The 20,045-nt window shown below is 60.9% G+C and carries 19 protein-coding genes; 6 read left to right on the top strand and 13 right to left on the bottom strand.

The features are described 5' to 3' along the window. Positions 1-4 precede the first annotated feature (4 nt). From kdsA to ACR3EL_RS12510, 3 genes are read right to left on the bottom strand one after another with little or no spacing between them, the layout of a single operon-like run. Positions 5-838: a 3-deoxy-8-phosphooctulonate synthase gene (gene kdsA / locus ACR3EL_RS12520; protein WP_170340066.1), complete on the bottom strand. Its 834-nt coding sequence runs from the start codon at positions 836-838 to the stop codon at positions 5-7. Positions 839-843: 5 nt separating this feature from the next. Next, the gene (locus ACR3EL_RS12515) at positions 844-2,418 is read right to left on the bottom strand and encodes a KpsE/RkpR family capsule polysaccharide export protein (RefSeq protein WP_170340068.1); all 1,575 of its coding nucleotides are present in this window, start codon (positions 2,416-2,418) and stop codon (positions 844-846) included. Next, the gene (locus tag ACR3EL_RS12510; protein ID WP_093964707.1) at positions 2,396-3,055 is read right to left on the bottom strand and encodes an ABC transporter ATP-binding protein; all 660 of its coding nucleotides are present in this window, start codon (positions 3,053-3,055) and stop codon (positions 2,396-2,398) included. The genes ACR3EL_RS12515 and ACR3EL_RS12510 overlap by 23 nt, the downstream gene beginning before the upstream one ends. 234 nt (positions 3,056-3,289) lie before the next feature. On the opposite strand from ACR3EL_RS12510, the gene ACR3EL_RS12505 reads away from it, so the two are divergent. Beyond that, positions 3,290-3,877 (top strand): uracil-DNA glycosylase family protein, encoded by a 588-nt coding sequence (locus ACR3EL_RS12505; RefSeq protein ID WP_170368019.1) that lies wholly within the window; start codon positions 3,290-3,292, stop codon positions 3,875-3,877. Beyond that, positions 3,870-4,658 (top strand): SseB family protein, encoded by a 789-nt coding sequence (locus ACR3EL_RS12500; RefSeq protein WP_170340070.1) that lies wholly within the window; start codon positions 3,870-3,872, stop codon positions 4,656-4,658. The genes ACR3EL_RS12505 and ACR3EL_RS12500 overlap by 8 nt, the downstream gene beginning before the upstream one ends. Positions 4,659-4,710: 52 nt before the next feature. On the opposite strand, the gene yghU is transcribed toward ACR3EL_RS12500, so the two are convergent. Next, positions 4,711-5,589, bottom strand: a complete 879-nt coding sequence (gene yghU / locus ACR3EL_RS12495) for a glutathione-dependent disulfide-bond oxidoreductase (RefSeq protein ID WP_170340072.1) — start codon at positions 5,587-5,589, stop codon at positions 4,711-4,713. A 241-nt stretch (positions 5,590-5,830) separates the two neighbouring features. Here yghU and ACR3EL_RS12490 point away from each other — a divergent pair, with 241 nt between their 5' ends. Further along, positions 5,831-6,349 (top strand): YHS domain-containing (seleno)protein, encoded by a 519-nt coding sequence (locus ACR3EL_RS12490; RefSeq protein WP_170340074.1) that lies wholly within the window; start codon positions 5,831-5,833, stop codon positions 6,347-6,349. A 57-nt stretch (positions 6,350-6,406) separates the two neighbouring features. On the opposite strand, the gene ACR3EL_RS12485 is transcribed toward ACR3EL_RS12490, so the two are convergent. Further along, complete coding sequence (locus tag ACR3EL_RS12485; RefSeq protein ID WP_170340076.1) at positions 6,407-7,060, bottom strand: J domain-containing protein; 654 nt, start codon at positions 7,058-7,060, stop codon at positions 6,407-6,409. Between the two features lie 181 nt (positions 7,061-7,241). Continuing rightward, a complete protein-coding gene (gene metF, locus ACR3EL_RS12480; RefSeq protein WP_093964713.1) occupies positions 7,242-8,108 on the bottom strand; it encodes a methylenetetrahydrofolate reductase [NAD(P)H] in 867 nt (288 codons plus the stop codon). A gap of 94 nt (positions 8,109-8,202) precedes the next feature. On the opposite strand from metF, the gene ACR3EL_RS12475 reads away from it, so the two are divergent. Both ACR3EL_RS12475 and ACR3EL_RS12470 read left to right on the top strand, forming a co-directional pair. Next, entirely contained in the window at positions 8,203-9,108 is a 906-nt protein-coding gene (locus tag ACR3EL_RS12475; RefSeq protein WP_170340077.1) for a LysR family transcriptional regulator, read from the top strand. Between the two features lie 108 nt (positions 9,109-9,216). Beyond that, the gene (locus ACR3EL_RS12470) at positions 9,217-10,002 is read left to right on the top strand and encodes an inositol monophosphatase family protein (RefSeq protein WP_170340079.1); all 786 of its coding nucleotides are present in this window, start codon (positions 9,217-9,219) and stop codon (positions 10,000-10,002) included. 76 nt (positions 10,003-10,078) lie between these two features. On the opposite strand, the gene bhcD is transcribed toward ACR3EL_RS12470, so the two are convergent. The 4 genes from bhcD to bhcA are packed head-to-tail and all read right to left on the bottom strand — an operon-like array spanning position 10,079 to position 14,427. After that, positions 10,079-11,065 (bottom strand): iminosuccinate reductase BhcD, encoded by a 987-nt coding sequence (gene bhcD / locus ACR3EL_RS12465; RefSeq protein WP_217358610.1) that lies wholly within the window; start codon positions 11,063-11,065, stop codon positions 10,079-10,081. A 14-nt stretch (positions 11,066-11,079) separates the two neighbouring features. Continuing rightward, entirely contained in the window at positions 11,080-12,243 is a 1,164-nt protein-coding gene (bhcC, locus tag ACR3EL_RS12460; RefSeq protein ID WP_170340082.1) for a 3-hydroxy-D-aspartate aldolase BhcC, read from the bottom strand. Beyond that, the gene (gene bhcB, locus ACR3EL_RS12455; RefSeq protein WP_170340084.1) at positions 12,240-13,226 is read right to left on the bottom strand and encodes a beta-hydroxyaspartate dehydratase BhcB; all 987 of its coding nucleotides are present in this window, start codon (positions 13,224-13,226) and stop codon (positions 12,240-12,242) included. The genes bhcC and bhcB overlap by 4 nt, the downstream gene beginning before the upstream one ends. A 10-nt stretch (positions 13,227-13,236) precedes the next feature. Further along, positions 13,237-14,427, bottom strand: coding sequence for an L-aspartate--glyoxylate aminotransferase BhcA (gene bhcA / locus ACR3EL_RS12450; protein WP_170340086.1), 1,191 nt, complete (start codon positions 14,425-14,427; stop codon positions 13,237-13,239). Positions 14,428-14,623: 196 nt separating this feature from the next. Here bhcA and ACR3EL_RS12445 point away from each other — a divergent pair, with 196 nt between their 5' ends. After that, the gene (locus ACR3EL_RS12445) at positions 14,624-15,463 is read left to right on the top strand and encodes an IclR family transcriptional regulator (protein WP_093964716.1); all 840 of its coding nucleotides are present in this window, start codon (positions 14,624-14,626) and stop codon (positions 15,461-15,463) included. Here the strand turns inward: ACR3EL_RS12445 and ACR3EL_RS12440 are convergent. The 3 genes from ACR3EL_RS12440 to putA are packed head-to-tail and all read right to left on the bottom strand — an operon-like array spanning position 15,439 to position 19,990. Continuing rightward, on the bottom strand, positions 15,439-15,810 hold the full coding sequence (locus tag ACR3EL_RS12440) for a GFA family protein (protein ID WP_480721777.1): 372 nt from the start codon (positions 15,808-15,810) through the stop codon (positions 15,439-15,441). The genes ACR3EL_RS12445 and ACR3EL_RS12440 overlap by 25 nt on opposite strands. After that, a complete protein-coding gene (locus ACR3EL_RS12435) occupies positions 15,807-16,550 on the bottom strand; it encodes a rhomboid family intramembrane serine protease (protein ID WP_170340089.1) in 744 nt (247 codons plus the stop codon). Before ACR3EL_RS12435 ends, ACR3EL_RS12440 begins: the two co-directional genes overlap by 4 nt. A 41-nt stretch (positions 16,551-16,591) precedes the next feature. Beyond that, positions 16,592-19,990 carry a bifunctional proline dehydrogenase/L-glutamate gamma-semialdehyde dehydrogenase PutA gene (gene putA, locus ACR3EL_RS12430; protein WP_170340091.1) on the bottom strand — a complete coding sequence of 1,133 codons (3,399 nt, stop codon included), beginning with the start codon at positions 19,988-19,990 and terminating at the stop codon, positions 16,592-16,594. Positions 19,991-20,045 lie beyond the last annotated feature (55 nt).

The raw sequence follows: 20,045 nt of genomic DNA, 5'->3' as shown, positions 1-20,045 counted from the left end.
ATCGTTAAATCTGAACTGGGTTGGCCTTGGCCAGGGCATCGAAACGCATCAAAGTGTCAATCAGTTGGCCCATTTGGTCCAACGGGATCATATTCGGCCCATCAGACGGCGCCGTGTCCGGATCCTGATGCGTTTCAATGAATACGGCACCGACGCCCAGGGCCACGGCCGCGCGGGCCATTACCGGTGCAAATTCCCGCTGCCCGCCGGACGAGCCGCCTCGGCCACCGGGCTGTTGAACGGAATGGGTTGCATCCATGACAACCGGATACCCGGTTTGCGCCATTTGCGGCAGGGATCGCATGTCGGCGACAAGCGTATTGTAGCCAAACGAGGTTCCGCGCTCGGTCAGCAGGATGTTGTGGTTGCCCGTGCTTTCGATCTTTTCGACGATGTTTGGCATTTCCCAAGGGGCCAGGAACTGACCCTTCTTGACGTTGACGGCCTTGCCTGTTTCTCCGGCTGCCAGCAGCATGTCTGTCTGGCGGCACAGGAAGGCCGGGATTTGCAGGATATCCACTGCTTCGGCCGCGATGGCACATTGCGCTTCAGTGTGGACATCCGTCAGGACCGGAATACCCATCGTTTTGCGAATGTCATCCAGCACCTTCAGCCCGGCCTCGATCCCCATGCCGCGTTTCCCGGACAGGGACGTACGGTTGGCTTTGTCATATGAGGCCTTGAACACATACTGTGCCCCCGCGGCTTCACAGGCTTCTTTCATCCTTCCCGCGATCATCTGTGCGTGATCCGCCGTTTCAAGCTGGCAAGGGCCCGCGATGATGGTCAGCGGAAGGTCGTTGCCAACGGTGACGTTGGCTATTTTTACATGTTTCATGAGCTCTACGAGGATACCTGTTCACGAAGGACTGACGTAGTCAGCGAAATCATCAGGTAGATACCAGCAAACAACAGGAAAGCCAAAATCGTATTTTCGAACTTTCGCGGATAGGTGGGCTCCTGACTGGCGACCGGGTTCACGGAAACGGTGAGGTATCGAACCTTGCGGTTGGCCTCGGTCCGGGCGGTTTCCATTTGCTGCATGGCCGATTGCAGCATCATGTCCCGTGCGGCCAGATCGGCCTGTGCCATCTGGATCCGAACGCTCAACCGCGCCAGCGAGTTTTCGCCGGCGGAGGCGTCCAGCATCTCGGCATTGAGCTCTTCGAGCACGGCCTCAAGCCGGTTGATATCGGCTTGGACGCCGTCGACCTTGGCTTTGTTCGGCCGAAGGTTGTCCAGCAACGCCGCCAGTTCCAATTCCTTGTCTTGAAGCTGTATCTCGATCTCGTTGATGCGGGCGCGCAGCCCGGCAATCACGTTTTCGGGGTCCAGAACGGCACCCTGCAACTGCAGTTCGATCAGCGCTTCCTGGGCTTTGCGCCGTTCTTCCTGAGCGTCCTCGAAGGACTGCAGAGCGTCCCGCATCTGATCTTCGCGCTTCAGCTCGGTGAGGCCGTTGATCTTTTCTTCGGCGTAGGAGATCAGCAGATTTGACAGGTCGACGGCAGTATCCGGGTCGGGTGCTGCTACCTCCATCCGGATGATGCCGTCGCTGGGGTCATAGCCGATTGTGACCATACGCTTGTACAGTTTGAACGCCTCTTCCAGCGTGGCGTCCTGAGGCAGTCTTTGAATCGGATCTATCCAGTCTTGCTTGAAAATCTCGGCAAATCCAGTGTCCCGTTCCAGACGGTTGAGCGCATCCTTGGATTCAAGGAACTCCTGGGTCGCGACCGAGTCCTGCGTGGTTGCGTATTGCGTCCCGGCCAAAAGCCCGCCGATCTCACCAGCGCCACCATCTGCCTGTAGAATGGAAAACGCGGACTCGCTGGCGTACATCGGAGTGGCTATGCGATAGAAATAATAGCCGACAATAATCGTGGGCAGCAGAACAAAGGCGAATAGACGGGCAAACAGACCAAACAACTTTCGTCTGCGCCGACGGGCGATGTCCTTCTGAATCTGGCCGATTTCGAATTCGCGCCGCTGTGCCGGGCTCCATTCGGGGCCGGGAAGGGTCTGTTGCTTTTCTTTCACCGTTTGCGGCAGCTGGATCGTGACCTTGTCTTTTGGCTGGTCTTCCGCATCCGCGGTATCGGAAGAACCCGCCGCAAAATCCAGAAGGTTGGAGCGCGGAAACGGATCGATCCCCTTTTTTCGTAGCAGACGCACGGCATCGTAGTCCGACGTCGCAGCCAGACCGTGTTTCTGCGCCATGCGTCGGGCTATGCGCAGCTGACGACCGGTCAACCCTTCTTTCTTGATGGCATCCAGCTCGGTTCCCGCAGGGGCTTCCTCGGCCGGCTGGGTAGCTTTGCGGATGCGCGAAATCGCCTCGGCACGCGCCTCGACCGTGCCTTCGGACTGCGAGGCATGGTTCGGGTCGTATTTTTTAACCTTGGGTTTGGTAGTCATATAGCTGCGTCGCCTCTTCCAAGGAGTCAAACATATGAAGCTGCCCATCCACAAGCACGGCGGCCTGGCGGGCGAATTTTTCGAGGGTTTTGGGATTGTGTGACACAATCACCAAAGTCGTGGTTCGCAAGCGTTCCTGCAGGATTGAACCTGCTTTTTTGTTGAATTCGACATCGGTGGTGGCAGGCATACCTTCGTCGATCAGGTACATGTCGAAATCCAGGGCCAGCATCAACGAAAATGTGAAACGGGCGCGCATGCCGGCTGAGTATGTCGCCAAGGGTTGGTTGAAATACTCGCCCAAGTCGCACATCCAGCTGCAGTAAGCCTCGACATAGTCGGGGTCCATTCCATAAATCTTGGCGATGTAACGGGCATTCTCGAGCGCGGACATCTTCTTGGAAACGCCGCCGGCAAAGCCCATGGGGAAAGACACCCGGCACTCTCGGCGGATAACGCCTTCGTCGGGCTTTTCGAGCCCGGCCATCATGTTGATAAGCGTGGTTTTTCCGGTGCCGTTCGGGGCCAGAACGCCAAGTGATTTTCCCAGTTCGACCCGGAACGAGACCCTGTCCAGGATCACCTTGCGGCGAGTCCCGGTCCAGAAGGACTTGCTGACATTCTCGAACTCAAGCATTCACGGCCTGCTCATGTTTTTGCTTTGGGTGCGCCCACCGGTGGCTGGCTGACGGCCGGGTGTTCTACCGCTCCATGTTGGCCACATTATGTCGAAATATGAAACAAATGTTCAATGTGCGTTCGAAACGCCTGGCCACAATTGTGACGCACAGAGCCGACAACTGGATCGGTTTGCGGGAACGACTATGATCCATCCTAGGATTGCAACAAGCGTCAAAGGGCTGGAGATCAGTTGAAGCCACTTGCGGAAGAAATCAGATCGTGCCGTTTGTGCGCCGACCGCTTCGCTGCGACTGCGACCGCGCATCAGCCGCGCCCGGTGGTGTGGTTCCGCCCCGGTGCGCGCATCCTGATCGCAGGGCAAGCTCCCGGGGCACGGGTCCATGAGAGCGGCCGACCGTTCACCGACCCCTCTGGCGACCGGCTGCGGGATTGGCTGGGGTTGGAGGAAGAGCAATTCTACGATCAGGCCCGGGTTTCGATCGTTCCGATGGCGTTTTGTTTTCCGGGGTACGATGCGCGAAAGGCGGACTTGCCGCCGCCGGCGATCTGCAAGAAGACCTGGCATCACAGGGTGATGAGTGAACTTGGCGATGTTCCATTGACCATTCTTGTCGGTGGGCACGCGCAGAAATTCCATCTAGGCGCACAAACTTCGGTGACCGATACGGTGCGCAATTGGCAACAGCATGCGCCGCGGGTATTTGCCTTGCCTCATCCGTCATGGCGCAATACGGCATGGCTGAAGAAAAATCCCTGGTTCGAAACGGACCTGCTGCCGGTGCTGCGTGCCCGGGTCAAAGAGGTGATGGATGACTGACACAACTGCGTTGGACACTGCGCATGCCCAGATGGAGGCCGACCCTCAGAACGATGCCGCGCGGCTGAGGTTTTTCGAACGGCTCGCGGACAACGAACTGTTTCTGTTGCTGACCGAAGAGGCGCGAGACGAAAACATCTCGCCCGAGCTGTTTGACGTGGCTGATGGTCGGTTTGTGCTGGCCTTTGATCGCGAAGACAGACTGGCGCAGTTTGCGGGCCGTCCTGCCCCATATGCCGCTCTGTCCGGACGTGTTCTGGCGGGGATGCTTGCAGGGCAGGGCATCGGCTTGGGGCTGAACCTCGAGGTGGCGCCGTCGTCGATGCTCATCCCTGCCGAAGCGTTGGCCTGGCTTGCGGAAACCCTCAGCCATGCCCCGCAAGAAGTGCAATCCCGTCTGACGGAGTTCCTTGCGCCCGCGGGGTTGCCCGACATTTTGCTGACGGCGCTGGACACCAAACTGGCCACAGCTTCAGGTCTGGCCTCCGCCGCATATCTCGCCGGAACCCGCGCCGAGGGCGGCGGGCAGGGTCATCTTCTTGGTTTCGTTGACGCGGTGCCTGGTGCCCAGACGGCCCTGGCCAAGGCGGTGTCCGAATCTCTTACATTCTCGGGGATTGAGGCTGGTGCCTTGGATGTCGGTTTTTTCGCAGCCAGCGATCCTGCCGCCGCAGCATTGGCGAAAGTGGGCCTGCGATTTGATATCCCCGAGCCAGTGCGCGCCTCTGGGTTCCGACCAGCGCCCGGAAGCGACCCGGACAGTCCCCCGATCTTGAAGTGAAATCGAGGCTTCGGCGCAGGGATGATTTGCTCCCTGCGCCAAATGAACAGAGTTATTCGGCCGCTGTTTCCAGCTTGTCCTGCGTACGGGTTTCGAAGTCGCTTGCGTCATGCCGTTCGCGCAGTTGGGTGTGCAACTCTCCGAATGCGCGGTTGACCATGCGGCCCCGCTTCACGGCTGGCCGCGCGTCAATCTCTTGCGCCCATCGCATGACGTTCTTGTAGGATTTGACATCAAGGAACTCGGCGGCGTCGTACAAACGACCCAGAACCAGTTGCCCATACCACGGCCAGATCGCCATGTCGGCGATGGAGTAGTCCGCGCCGGCGATAAAAGCTTTGTCCGCAAGCTCGCGGTCCAGAACATCCAGCTGGCGTTTGGTTTCCATTGCAAAGCGGTTGATCGGATATTCCCATTTCTCTGGCGCATAAGCGTAGAAATGCCCGAACCCGCCACCCAGATAAGGCGCGCTGCCCATCTGCCAGAAAAGCCAGTTCATCACTTCGGTGCGCTCGGGACCGGATGCGGGCAGAAATGCACCGAATTTTTCGGCCAGATGGACAAGGATGGAACCGCTTTCGAACACCCGGATCGGCGTTTCACCCGAGCGGTCCATCAGAGCGGGGATCTTCGAGTTCGGGTTGATCGCGACAAAATCCGAGCCGAACTGATCGCCGTCACCGATATTGATCAGCCATGCGTCATATTCCGCGCCCGCGTGACCCAAGGCCAAAAGCTCTTCCAGCATGACCGTCACTTTCACCCCGTTTGGCGTTGCAAGCGAATACAACTGCAAGGGATGTTTGCCGACGGGCAATTCCTTGTCATGGGTCGCCCCTGCAATGGGGCGGTTGATGTTCGCGAAACGCCCTCCGCTTTCACTATCCCATGTCCAGACTTTCGGTGGGGTGTATGTGGTGGTGTCGCTCATCTTCTGCCTTTCGTCCCAGAGCCGAGCCGCGCCCAGCCCGACTAGAGTTAGTGTTGCAGAACAAGAACGCCAACCCCCGACGTGGCGGCTGTTCTGTAACAATTGCGGCAAGACTGCTCACGTTTGCTCGTCAATGGTCACAGCGGCGTTAACGGGTCTTCGCCGACGAAGGGAATTGCTTATTGTCTCTGCAGACAGCCACTCCGGCCCTGCAACCCGTCAAGACACGAGGACATGAAACATGAACAGATTTGCTATGACCTTTGCTGCTGCAATGGCGTTGGCCGTGCCCGCCTTTGCCGGCCCGCAATATGTCGATGGGACCGGCTTCGCCGTGTCCGGATATGATGTGGTGGCCTACCGTGGGCTTGCACAATCGCCGATTGGACAATCCCAGCCCGAAGGCGTGCGCGGACGGTCGGACATCACTGCGGAATACAACGGGGCGACCTGGGCCTTTGCGACCGAAGAAAACCGCGCGAAGTTCCTTGAAAACCCCGCGTTCTATGCGCCGCAATATGATGGCCATTGCGCCTATGGCGTGTCCAAGGGTGGCAAGGTTCCCGGCAACCCCAACCTTTGGCGGATCGTTGACGACAAGCTGTACCTGAACATCACCGACGTCGTGGTCGGTTTCTGGGAAGAAGACGTCCCGGGCAATATCAACCTAGCTGAGGGGAACTGGCCGGGTCTCGAGGTTAATGACGCCTCGACCAACGTGATCCCGAAATTCACGTCCGAAGGCCCGATCGCAAACTGACGTGACGCGCGTTGCAGGCCCGGCAGACCCACCGGGCCTTTTTTCAATGCTGGGTTTTCAACAAGCCTGCCAGAACTGATCCCGGGTGGCCTGATCCGCCTCGAACCTGATCCTGACGCTGCGCGCGCCGGGAAATTTGCGTTCTCGAATGGTATCGGGAACAACGACCTCGCCGGCTCCGCCATTCTTGGCCTGAAAGGACAGTATTTCGGTTTCGACCGTCCGAAAGCCTGCCAGAACGGATGTCGGCAGGGCAACGCGGTTTTCACCCTCGCAAACCGGCGTCGCAACGAAATAGGTCAGGTCGCGGCCATAGCATCCGATCGCCTCTGGTACATGGTCCGAATTGCGCGCCGATTGCGGGCAGTCTTCCGCGCTGGTCTCGCCAAAGGATAGGGCGCGACTTGGATCGAGCAGTTTCAGACAGGCGGAAATATCCTTCTCGTCCAGCTCGATGATACGCTTTCTGAGTTTCGGGCGTCGCGGTTGGGCCGGCCCGGCGCCTTTGCCTGCCAACCCATTTTTGCGGAGATAGTCATATGCCGACTTCGCCCGTGCGAACTGATTGCAGTCACCGCCTGTATGGTCGGGATGTGCATGAAAGGCGATGTCACGCCACGCATTCCGGATGTCCGATGCGGTGGCGGTCTGATCAAGGCCCAAGACGTGCAGTGCTTCTACGCGAGCCTGAATTTTCTCGACTGGCTCCATACCAAAATCACTCGATAAAACAACTGGCTCCTATTTTCCGGAGCCTTGAGTTTCTGTCAAATTATCCAGTGAATTGGTGGGCTTGACGGGGACAGTGCGCCGTTGCAGGGGGAATTGTTCGCGCCTTGCAGCGGGCCGCAGAGGGCAATCCCCCTTTGGCCGCTGCAAATGCAAGGAACAGTCAGGCGACGTTTTGCAGATCGGCTTTGGGCGTGATCCCAAGAGCAAAACACACATCGCGGGTCAGTTCGGGGCGGTTCAGCGTATAAAAATGCAGCTTGTCCACGCCTTCGTCGATCAGGTCCGAACACAGTTCGGTGCACAGCGCGGTGGCCAACAGGTCGTGCCGGTTGTCACGGATCGCTTTGTCAAAGGCCTGATCGACCCAGTCCGGCACCTGGGCGCCACAGCGTTTGGCAAATTTCTTCGCACCGGCCCAGTTCTCGATTGGCAGGATGCCCGGCACGATCGGCTTGTCGATCCCTGCTTTGGCGCAGGCATCGCGAAAGCGCAAAAACGTTTCGGCCTCGAAGAAGAATTGCGTCAAAGCCTCGTCTGCGCCGGCGTCCAACTTGGCTTTCAACCAGTCGATGTCAGCCTGTGCATGTGGCGCTTCGGGGTGAGTGTCGGGATAAGCTCCGACCCGGATGGTGAAACTGCCGGATTCCGCCAGTGCTGCGATCAATTCGACCGAGTGGGCGAACCCATCGGGATGCGGGACGAACCGTTCCTGCCCCTTGGGTGGGTCGCCGCGCAACGCAACGATGTCGGTGACGCCGGCCGCGGCAAAGCTGTCGGCAATGGCCAAGGTCTCGCTGCGTGAAGCGTCGACACAGGTCAGATGGGCCGCGACTTTCAATCCCGAGGATTTGTGCAACGTTGCCACCGCGTCGCGGGTCAATTCACGGGTGGTGCCCCCCGCACCATATGTGACCGAGACAAAACGGGGTGCCAGTGGCGCCAGTGTCTGGACCGTATCCCACAGGCGAAACGACGCTTCGAGCGTCTGAGGCGGAAAGAATTCAAAGGAAATCTCGGGCTGGGTCATGGCAGTCTCGCAGGTTGTGTTGCGGCTCTTGTGCCATGGAGTTCTTTGTGAGACAAACTCATATTATTCAAGAACAACATGAATGAAGCGAAAGATGCATATTGAATTTCGACACCTGCGCACGATCAAAGCCATCCATGAATGTGGTGGGTTGGCCCGTGCGGCGGATCAACTGAACATCACGCAGTCGGCGCTCAGCCATCAGATCAAAGGGCTGGAGGATCAGGCCGGCGTTGAACTGTTCCTGCGCCGGTCGAAACCGATGAAACTGTCGGCCGCAGGGCTGCGCCTGTTGCGACTGGCCGAACAGATCCTGCCGCAGGTCGAAGCGATGCAGGAGGAGTTTTCTTCGCTACGCGACGGGCGCACGGGGCGGATGCACATCGCGATCGAATGCCACGCCTGTTTCGAATGGCTGTTTCCGGTGCTCGAGGCTTTCCGCAAGTCGTGGCCGGATGTCGATGTCGATATTCGGCCGGGCCTTGCCTTTGACGCGCTGCCCGCGCTGCAGAAGGAGGAGGTTGATCTGGTCGTCTCCTCGGACCCCGAAGACCTGCCGGGCGTCGAGTTCATCGAGCTGTTCGACTACAATCCTGTCTTTGTCGCCGCATCGACCCACCCTCTGGCCGAGAAACAGTATATCGAGGCCGAGGATTTTCGCGGTCAAACGCTGATCACTTATCCGGTCGAACGCACGAGGCTCGATATCTTCAGCCAGCTTCTCATCCCGGCCCGCGTGGAGCCTGCTGCGATCCGGCAAGTCGAGTTGACCGCCGTGATCCTGCTGCTTGTGGCGTCAAACCGTGGAATATCCGTTCTGCCCGACTGGGTGGTGCGCGAGGTCAAGTACAACTCGGACTATGTGACCCGTCCGCTGACCAAGGATGGCATCACGCGCCGGCTTTATGCCGCGGTGCGAACCGAGGACATGGAAAAACCCTTTGTGCAGGAATTGGTCAAGCTGGCCAGCCTAGAGGCGCGCAAGCTGCAGCAACAATAAGGTTTTGGCCACGCGGGAAACGGCATGCTGCTATGCGCATCATTCCTCTTGGCAAGGGGGCGTTGCGCCAGTATACGCGCGGTTTGACCGGACAGGAGCCTCGGAACTATGGTTGGCAGTGCAAATCTCAACATCATGATCAAGGCCGCGCGCAAAGCGGGCCGATCGCTGGTAAAAGACTTTCGCGAAGTCGAGAACCTGCAGGTGTCGATGAAGGGCGCGGGTGATTTCGTCTCGAAGGCCGACATTGCAGCCGAGAACATTCTGAAAGAAGAACTGCTGGGCGCGCGCCCCACCTACGGTTGGCTGGCCGAAGAAGGCGGCGTGATCGAGGGCGAAGACCCGACCCGGCGTTGGATCGTTGATCCTCTGGATGGAACGACCAATTTTCTTCACGGCCTGCCGCACTGGGCGGTTTCGATCGCACTTGAACACAAAGGCAAGATCGTCGCGGGTGTCATCTACGATCCCGCGAAGGACGAGATGTTCTTTGCCGAAAAGGGCGAGGGTGCCTGGATGAACGACATGCGTATCCGCGTGTCGAGCCGCAGCCGGATGATCGAATCGATCTTCTCGACCGGTTTGCCGTTTGGGGGCCGCTCGGACCTGCCCGCCACGTTGCAGGACCTGGCCCGTCTGATGCCCGCGTGCGCGGGTGTGCGTCGCTGGGGTGCAGCTGCGCTGGATATGGCCTATGTTGCCGCTGGCCGCTACGAAGGCTTCTGGGAGCGTCGCCTGAACGCCTGGGATATGGCCGCCGGCATCATCATCGTGAAAGAAGCGGGTGGGTTCGTTCAATCGTTGAACCCCGAAGGCAGCATTCTGTCCGACGGGGAAGTCATCTGCGCCAACGAACCGATTTTCGACCAGTTCGCCAAGGTGATCCGCGGCTGATCCGTCAATACGGCGGCCGGAAACGACCAGAACCAATTTCTAAGATCGCGCGGCCGAATTGGCCGCGCGTTTTGTTTCAAAGCCGTACAGTACTTGCCAGACCTGCCTCGGAGGCCAGCCGCGCGGCCACGGATGCCACAGCCAGGTCCTGCAACCCAACTCCGGTCCCATCGAACAGGGTGATCTGATCAACCTTTGTCCGGCCAGGATGATCGCCATTGATCACCGCTCCAATCGGGGTGATGACGTCAGGATCCAGCGCTCCCGAAGCCACGGCATGTTGCGCCTCACCTATGGTGACGGACTGGGCAACCTCGTCGGTGAAGACCTGAGCCGAAGCAACCAGTTCGGGGTCGACTTCCATCTTGCCCTTCGTGTCGGTTCCCATGCAGGCCAGATGCGTTCCGGGCTTGATCCAATCGCGCATCAACATCGGTTCGAACGCCGATGTGATCGTGATGATGACGTCGGCCTGTGCCCCCAGTTCCCGCTGCGAGACGGATTCGAAATCCAGTCCGATGTCCTGCGCGACGGCGGCCAGTTTCGGAAGCATTTCGGGATGGGGATTCCATGCCACCACCTTTTCGAAGTCGCGCTGCTTGGCGGCGGCGCGCAACTGAAAGGCCGATTGATGGCCCGCGCCGACCATGCCAAGCACCTTGGCGTCCGTGCGGGCCAGGTGCGCAATCGACACTGCCGAGGACGCAGCCGTGCGGATAGCCGTAAGGTAGTTTCCTCCGACCAGCGCGGAGGGCCGCCCGGTATCGGGATCGAACAGGATGACGGTGGATTGGTGGTTGGTCAGCCCGCGATCGGCGTTTCCCGGCCAATATCCACCAGATTTGACACCCAGAACCAGGCCTTCGGCGTCAAAGCCGGATTTGAACCCATATACGGCGCCGGCATGACCCAGCCCTTCGCGGATGACGGGGAAGTTGCGCGCTCCGCCGCGTGCCATCGCTGAGAACACGTCTTGGATTGCGTCAAACGCCAGCTTGCGGTTGACCAGCTGCTTGCAGAGGTCTTCGCCAACGATCTGTATCAAATTGGTTTCAGCGTTCATCTCGTCCCTCATGATCAAAACGCCTTGCCCCGAGCAGAGACCGGCCACAGGGTCTCGACCCTTCCGTTGCGCACGCCAACATACCAGTCGTGCACGTTGCAGGTCGGATCGCAGTGCCCGGGGACCAAACGCAACTTTTCGTTCACCCGCAGCACGCCGTTGGGGTCGCCGATCACACCGTGTTCGTCCGAACATTTCAGGTATTCGACATCATCGCGGCCAAAAATCACCGGCAAACCGCTGTCGATCGACTGCGCCTTGAGCCCTGCGTCACAGATCGCCTTATCCGGTTTGGCATGGCTCATGACGCTGGTCAGAATGAACAAGGCGTTTTCCCATTCGCCCCGGTCGATCCTTTGGCCATTCCGGTCCAGAATCCGCCCATAGTCGGCATCCATGAACGCGTAGGACCCGCACTGCAATTCGTTGTAAACGCCAGAATTGCTTTCGAAATAATAGGATCCCGTCCCGCCACCCGAGACCAGTTCGCACTCAATCCCGTCCGCCTTCAACCCGTCGACGGCGTCCCGCACCATGGCGATTGCTGCATCCAGTTTTTCCTTTCGCGCGTCATAGCTGTCGAGATGTTGCATCGCACCCTGATAAGCTTGGAGGCCGGTGAACTTCAGGTTCGGCGCCTCCTCGACCGCGCGGGCAATGGCTATGACGTCAGCCGTACTGGTCACCCCACAGCGCCCCGCGCCGCAGTCGATCTCGACTAGGATCTCCAGCTGCGTTCCATGGGTCTGCGCCGCAGAGGACAGCTCGGGCACATTCGCGATGTCGTCCACGCAGACCAGCGTTCGCGCGCCCAGCTTCGGCAGCCGAGCCAAGCGGTCAATTTTGGCCGGATCGCGCACCTGGTTGGACACAAGGATATCCTTGATCCCGCCGCGCGCAAAAACCTCGGCCTCCGAGACCTTCTGACAGCACACGCCAACTGCCCCGCCCAGTTTTTCCTGCAGGCGCGCGACGTCCACAGACTTGTGCATCTTGCCATGCACCCGATGGCGCATGCCGTGCGCTTTGGCGTAGGCGCCCATTTTGCGGATGTTCCGCTCCAGCGCGTCGAGGTCCAGTATCAGGCAAGGAGTCTGGATTTCGCTCTCATCCATGCCGATTGCTGCGGGGATGTCGAAGCCGACGTCCAACTGATCGATGTTCACGGGTTTGTTCATCCTTCTCCTCCTTGCCCGGCCAGCCAGGGCAGCTTGTCCAAATCCACATTGCCGCCGGTCAGGATCACGCCGACGCGTTTGCCTCGAAAAACCTCGGGGTTGTTGAGAATGGTTGCCAACGGAACGGCCGAAGATGGCTCAATCACCAGTCGCAGGTGTTTCCAGGCCAGTTTCATGGCCGCCACGATTTCGTCTTCGGAGGCCGTGAAGATGTCGGCAACGTTCCGCGACACGAAGTGCCAGGTGTTTTCCTTGAGCGGAACCAGAAGGCCGTCGGCCACCGTCTTGGGTGCGTCGTCGGCGATGATCCGACCGGCTTTGAAAGATCGGTATGCGTCATCAGCCTGCTGAGGTTCCGCGGCATAGATCGCGGTGTCAGGGGCCAGATTCGATACTGTCAGGCACGTGCCCGAAACCATACCGCCGCCGCCGATCGGAGCGATAACGGCATCAAGCCCACCTGTTTGTTCCAGCATCTCGGCCGAGCATGTGGCCTGTCCTGCAATGACACGCGGATCGTTGTAGGGGTGCACGAATTCGCCACCCGTTTTGGCCTGCACCTGGGCAAAGGTCGCTTCGCGCGATGTTGTCGAAGGCTCACATTCGGTGATCGTGCCACCAAACCTGCGGACCGCGTCCTTTTTGGCCTGAGGTGCGGTGCGTGGCATGACGACGTTGCAGGGAATGCCCCGCCGACCGGCAGCATATGACAGGGACAGTGCATGGTTCCCGCTGGAGTGGGTGCAGACGCCGTTGCCGGCGATCTCGTCGGGCAATCCAAATACCGCATTGCAGGCGCCGCGGACCTTGAAGGCTCCGGCCTCCTGCAGGTTCTCGCACTTGAAAAAGAGCCGCGCGCCAGTTTGTGCGTTCAGATACTCCGACGACAGGACGGGTGTACGCCGGATATGTGGTTTGATCCGTTCATGCGCAGCGCGCATGTCGTCGATCGTCAGCTCTGCAGCCGAAAGCGTGTCCAACATACCGATCTCCTCAAGCCGCAGCACGCGAGCGGTTGGTGCCGTTTGCACGGAAGTATTCCTGCGCTGCCGCCACGCCGCTGCCCAGTTGTATCGGGTAGTTCAGATCGGCCATCGCCATCTCGATCGTGGCGAGGCCGGACAGAACCATGACGTCCGTCAGGCTGCCAAGGTGCCCGATGCGAAACGCCTTGCCGTTCAATTGGCCCAGGCCGATCCCGAAGGACACTCCATAGGTGTCATAGGTATGGTTAGTCAGGACATTGCTGTCGAACCCATCGGGTACATAGACTGCGCTGACAGTGTCCGAGTAGAGGTCCGGTGATTGAGCGACCAGGTTCAATCCCCACGCGTCGACGGCCCGACGCACGCCTTCAGCCAGACGGAAGTGACGTGCATAGACGTTGTCCAGGCCTTCATCGAACAGAATCGACAGGCTTTCCTGCAGCCCGCAGATCAGTTGCAGCGGCGGCGTGTAAGGAAACCCGCCCGAGGCATTGGCGTCCAACATGTCCCGAAAGTCGAAATAGGTGCGGGGCAGCCGCGCACCATCCATCGCTGCCAGCGCTTTGGGGCTGACGCACAGGATTGCCATTCCAGCGGCCAGCATGAACCCCTTTTGCGACCCCGAAACCGCAATATCGACGCCCCAGCCATCGAATTCGAACGGCATCGAGGCCAGCGAACTGACGCAATCGACCATCAGCAGGGCAGGGTGCGCCGAGGCATCCATCGCCGATCGGATCGACTGGATATCGGATCGCACGCCGGTGGCCGTTTCATTGTGCGTCACCAGAACCGCCCGAATGTCGTGGTTCCGGTCGTCGGCGAGGATCGACTGAAACCGTTCGGCAGGTGCTCCGCTGCCCCAATGGCAATCGATGACTTGCACATCCAGCCCATGCCGTTGGCAAAGGTCGATCCAGCGATGGCTGAATACGCCATGGCGGGCCACAAGAACCTTGTCGCCCGGGCTCAGTGTGTTGCTGATCGCAGCTTCCCACCCACCTGTGCCGCTGGATGGAAAGGTCACAATCTGACCCGTGGTCGACCGGAAGACCTGCTTGAGGCCCTCGAGTACCGGAGCAAAGGCCTGAACGAAATCCGGCGCGCGGTGGTCAATGGTCTGGACCTGCATCGCGCGCAGGAGGCGATCCGGGATATTCGTCGGGCCGGGAATGAAGACCGGGTTCTGTTTTGACATCATCATGTCCTCCGCTTTGCCCCAAGTCTGTCTCCGCGTCGGCGATGATGCAATTTTCTTGAAAAATATTTTCATTATTTCGAAAAAATTCGTAACCTGCCATAAACGCAGGATATTCACTTTCTCATTTCGCTGAGTGTTTGTGATCAACTGAGAAAGCCAGACGGCCGTTCGGCCAAAATGAGGGAGAATCACAATGTCAGCCCAGAAGCGGCCGCGCGGACGGCCCAAGTCGTTGTTCAAGGAAAGCTCGGCCGGAACCATGCAGGCGTTGGACCGTGCGCTGGGGGTCCTGACCACGGTCGCACGGCTTGAACGCACCGCGCTCAGCGACCTCGCGCGTGAGATCGACGTGCCTACTGCAACCACGCATCGCATCCTGACGACCTTGCAAAAGCATGGGTTCGTCAGCTTCAGCGAAGAACGTCAGGAATGGATGATCGGAGTCGAAGCCTATCGCACAGGCGCTTCGTTTCTGCGGCACAACAGCGTTGTCGAGATCGGCCGGTCAGTTCTTAGACGCCTGATGCAGGACAGCGGAGAAACTGCGAACCTTGCAGTTCCCGACGGGTCGGAAGTTGTGTTTGTCGGGCAAGTCGAGACATCGAACCCGATCCGGGCGTTCTTTCCGCCGGGCGCTCGTACGCCGATGTATGCCTCGGGTACGGGCAAAGCGATCCTGGCGGCCATGACCGAGGCATCCCGGGCCAAGGTGTTGGCGGACACCCAGCTTGTGCCGTATACGCCCAATACTTGCGCCACATTGGATACCTTGCGCGAGGATCTGACCGAAACGCGGCTGCGCGGATGGTCTTATGATCGAGAGGAGCGCCACTCGGGCATGAGCTGCATCGGAGCAGCGATCTACAACGACAAGCAGGAGCCTTGCGCCGGGATCTCTGTCTCGGGGCCGACCGCGCGATTCAATCCGGACCGGGCACCCGAGCTTGCCGCCCACGTCGTTCAGGCTGCGCAAGAGATCACGCGGCTAAGCGGTGGTCAAAGTCCGGATCAGTCAGGCCGATCAGAGGGGTGATTGACCCCGTCGTTCCAGGGAATCGGCCCGTGGGTTCTGGGGTTTCCGCCCTCGATGCAGCCAAGGTTGACGCCACACTCCGCCGGATCCGAGCGTCTTTGGTGATAAACGTATATCCCGCAGGTCTTGCAGAAATAGTGTTTCGCCGTGTGCGTTCCCCACGTGTAGAGGCTCAGGTTATCGGCGCCTTCAAGAATGCGCAGGCTCTCGGTCGTGGCCGTCACGGCGGCGGCCCCGCGGCGGATGCAGAAGGAACAGTCGCATCGGGCAGCCGTGGACAGGCCACCGGGGAACTCGGCCTCGATCTTCACGGCGCCGCAATGGCAGATGGCAGTCATTCGGGTCATCGGCGAGGTACTCTGGGTATACGGGACTGGCTGAGCTTGTAGCGGTGTTCGGGATGTGGCGGGTGACCATGGTTACGGTTCCAATAAGCTGGTCCGCCTCGTTTCAGCCACATCGGGATGCACAGAACCAAACCGATCACAAAGCCACCCGTATGCGCCCAATAGGCGACACCGCCGGCGTCAGGGTTGCTGGACACGCTGCCAAGGAACTGCATTCCCAGCCAGACGCCCAGCATCACGAAGGCCGGGATGGTGAAGACCCGGAAGTAGATGATCAGAATCAGCAGGATATCGACACGCGCCTTTGGGAACATCAGCAGGTAGCCCCCCATCACGGCCGCAATTGCGCCGGACGCGCCGATGGTGGGAACCAACGACCCGGGAGCCGTGACGATATGGACCAGCCCGGCGCCGATACCCGCGACCATGTAGAACAGCAGGAAGGGCAGGTGGCCCATCTCGTCCTCCATGTTGTCGCCGAAGATCCACAGGAACAGCATGTTGCCGATCAGGTGCATCCAGCCGCCATGCAGGAACATCGACGTCACCAACGTCTCGAGCGCCACGCCGTCGCTGATGCGGGCAGGGATGATCGCATAGTCGAAATAGAACCGGTTGATCAGCCGGGCGTCGTCCATGAATCCGACATAGCTGAGGAAAATCAGGACATTCGCCGCGATCAGCGCATAGACGACAAAGGGCGTCCGTCCCGAAGGGTTGTGGTCTCGAATTGGAAACATGGGGGGACGCTGGGCTTTTCACGGCCCAGCGTCAAGTCAGCTTATGCCGCACCGCCCAGAAGTACGGCGTTCCCTCCGGCGGCCGTGGTGTCGACGCAGACATGGCGCTCGGCCATCACCCGCGACCGGTCGGGCAAGCCGGGGATCAGCGGCAGGATGGGGCCGTCTCGCCGCGCCAGATGGCGCTCGATCTGGCGCGCGGTGTCCGCATCGCCCCACCACAGAACCCCAGATATTCCCGGCAGGTTCTCAAGCCGGTGCAGGTCAAGCGCGCCCTCGGCCCGAATCGCGGTGCCGCCAAGCGCGAGTATGGCATCCGCCTGCGCCTTGGCCGCCTCGGGGCCGGGGCCCAGGCACAGGAACGGCGCGCGGGGGAACTCGGTCAGTCGGTTCGATTCGCCGGTCGGTCCGGGCATCGAACGGGTCGTCGGCGCGGCAGGCTGCCCGATCGGTGCGGGTAGGTCGGCTGGGGCGGACCATTCCGCGGCCGCGACCTGTCGGTCCGGGGCGCAGAAACGGGCCAGATAGTTCGGGCCGCCCGCCTTGGGGCCGGTGCCGGACAGACCTTCGCCGCCGAAGGGCTGCGAGCCGACGATCGCGCCGATCTGGTTGCGGTTCACGTAAATATTGCCGGCGTGGATCGCCTCGGTCACGTGCTGTACGCGGTCGTCGATTCGAGTGTGCAGACCGAAGGTCAGGCCGTAGCCGGTGGCGTTGATGTCGGCGATCACCTGGTCGATCTCGTGCGACTTGAACCTTGCGACGTGCAGGACGGGGCCGAAGATCTCGCGTTCCAGCGCGCCGATGCCAAGGACCTCGATCAGCGTCGGCGCCACGAAGATCCCCTCGGGCGGCAGCGCCAGTTCTTTCAACACACGACCTTCGGCGCGGGCCTTGGCGACGTGATCGGCGATGCCCTGCCGGGCTTGTTCGTCGATCACCGGGCCGCAATCGGTCGAGAGCAGCCACGGATCGCCCACCGACAGGGCGTCCATCGCGCCCTTGAGCATGGTCAGCACGTCATCGGCGATGTCATCCTGCAGATACAGACAGCGCAGGGCCGAGCACCGCTGGCCCGCCGACTGGAAGGCGCTTTCGATGATTGACTGCACGGCCTGTTCGGGCAGGGCGGTGCTGTCCACGATCATCGCGTTCAGCCCGCCGGTTTCCGCGATCAGCGGCGTGCCGGGCTGCATGTGATCGGCCATTGCAGCGCGGATCTTCAGCGCCGTCGCGGTCGAGCCGGTGAAGGCCACGCCCGAAACGCGCGGGTCGGATGTCAGCGCGGCGCCCACCGACGGCCCGCCCGGCAGCAATTGCAGCGCATCGCGCGGCACGCCGGCCTGATGCAGCAGCTGCACGGCCCGGTGGGCGATCAGCGGCGTCTGCGGCGCGGGTTTGGCCAGAACCGCATTGCCCACGGCAAGCGTTGCCGAGATCTGCCCCGTGAAGATCGCCAGCGGGAAGTTCCACGGGCTGATGCAGGTGAAGGTCCCGGCCGGATCGGCGTCGGGGATGTTGGCGGCGTAGTAGCGCAGGAAATCCACCGCCTCGCGCAGCTCGGCTACCGCATCGGGCAGTGATTTGCCGGCCTCGCGCGCCAGCAGGGCGAAGAGCTCGCCATAATGCTCCTCGTAGAGGTCGGCGGCGGCATTCAGGATGCGGCTGCGCTCGGCCGCTGGCGCCTGCCACGGAGCAGCTGCGGCCAGCGCCAGCTCCACATCCGCGGCGCTGGCCGGGGCGACCGCGCCTGGCCGGTCCTCGGGCAGGGCGGGGTTGATGACAGGTTCCTCGGCCTCGGGCGCCGCGTCACCGGCCAGCAGGGGCTGCGCGAACCAGTGATGCGCGCGAAAGGCGTCGCGGGCGGCATCGATCCGGTCCAATGTCGGCGTGTGATGCAGGTCGAACCCCTGCGAGTTTGGTCTTTCAGGTTGAAACAGTTCGGGTCCGGTTGGGATGTGGCGTGCAGGTTTCCGCACGGCCTCGAACGGATCGGCGGCCACCACTTCGGGGGCCACGTTTTCGTCCACGATCTGGTTGACGAACGAGCTGTTGGCGCCGTTTTCCAGCAGCCGCCGCACCAGATAGGCCAGCAGGTCGCGATGCGCGCCAACCGGCGCGTAGATGCGGCAGCGGGTATTGTGTTGGTCCTTGACGATCTGGTGCAGGGTCTCGCCCATGCCGTGCAGGCGCTGGAACTCGAAGGGCTGGCCCTCGGCCATGTGCAGGATCGCGCTGACCGTGTGGGCGTTGTGGGTCGCGAACTGAGGATTGATCCGGTCGGTCATGCCCAAGAGCTTGCGGGCATTGGCGATGTAAGAGATGTCGGTTGCCGCCTTGTTGGTGAAGACCGGGAAGCCGTCGACGCCCTCGACCTGCGCGCGCTTGATCTCGGTGTCCCAGTAGGCGCCTTTGACCAGACGCACCATCAGCTTGCGGTCATACCGCTCGGCCATGTCATAAAGCGTGTCCAGCACCAGCCCGGCACGCGGCCCATAGGCCTGCACCACCACGCCGAACCCGTCCCATCCGGCCAGCGCTGGCTCGGACAGCACCGCCTCAATCACCTGCAGCGACAGAGACAGGCGGTCAGCCTCTTCGGCGTCCACGTTCAGGCCCATGCCGGCCGCCTTGGCCAGCAGGGCCAGCGCCCGCAGGCGCGGCACCAGCTCGTCCATCACGCGCTGTTCCTGGGCAACCTCATAGCGCGGATGCAGCGCCGACAGCTTGACCGAGATGCCGGGATTGGCGCGGATGTCGTCCTGCGTACAGGCATCGGCAATCGCCGCGATGGCACGGGAATAGGAAAGGTGATAGCGCGCGGCATCCGCCTCGGTGCGGGCGGCCTCGCCCAGCATGTCGTAGGAATAGGTGTAGCCCTTGGCCTCCATCCCGGCGGCGCGTTTCATGGCGGACTGGATGGTCTCACCGAGAACGAACTGCCGGCCCATTTCCTTCATCGCGCGCCCGACAGCGGTGCGGATCACCGGCTCGCCCAGCCGCTTGATGGCGCCGCGCAGGGCGCTGACCGGCGAGGCCTTGCCCTCGTCCAGAACCTTGCCCGTCAGCATCAGCGCCCAGGTCGAGGCGTTGACCAGCGACGACGAGGAGTGGCCCAAGTGTTTGCCCCAGTCCGAGGGCGCGATCTTGTCCTCGATCAGCGCGTCGATCGTGTCGGCGTCGGGAACGCGCAACAGTGCCTCCGCCAGACACATCAGGGCGATGCCTTCATCGGTCGACAGGCCGTATTCCGCCAGAAACACTTCCATCAGCCCCGGCGATGTGCTGGACCGGATGTCGCGCACCAGTTGCGCAGCCGCCTCGCAGATGGCGGTGCGGTCGGCTTGGGTCAGGGCGGCCTGATCGGTCAGGGATTTCAGCAACGCGGTCTGGTCCGCGTAGGTCATGGAATCGATGGTGTGGCGCAGGCTGTGAGTCATGTGTCCTCCGGTCTTTCGAGTAGTATACCGGTGATCTGGCGGGACAACGGACCGA

The organism is Ruegeria sp. BJ3 (assembly GCF_056535665.1).
The sequence above is the reverse complement of the archived record's forward strand: the minus strand, read 5'-3'. Positions and strand labels throughout refer to the sequence as shown.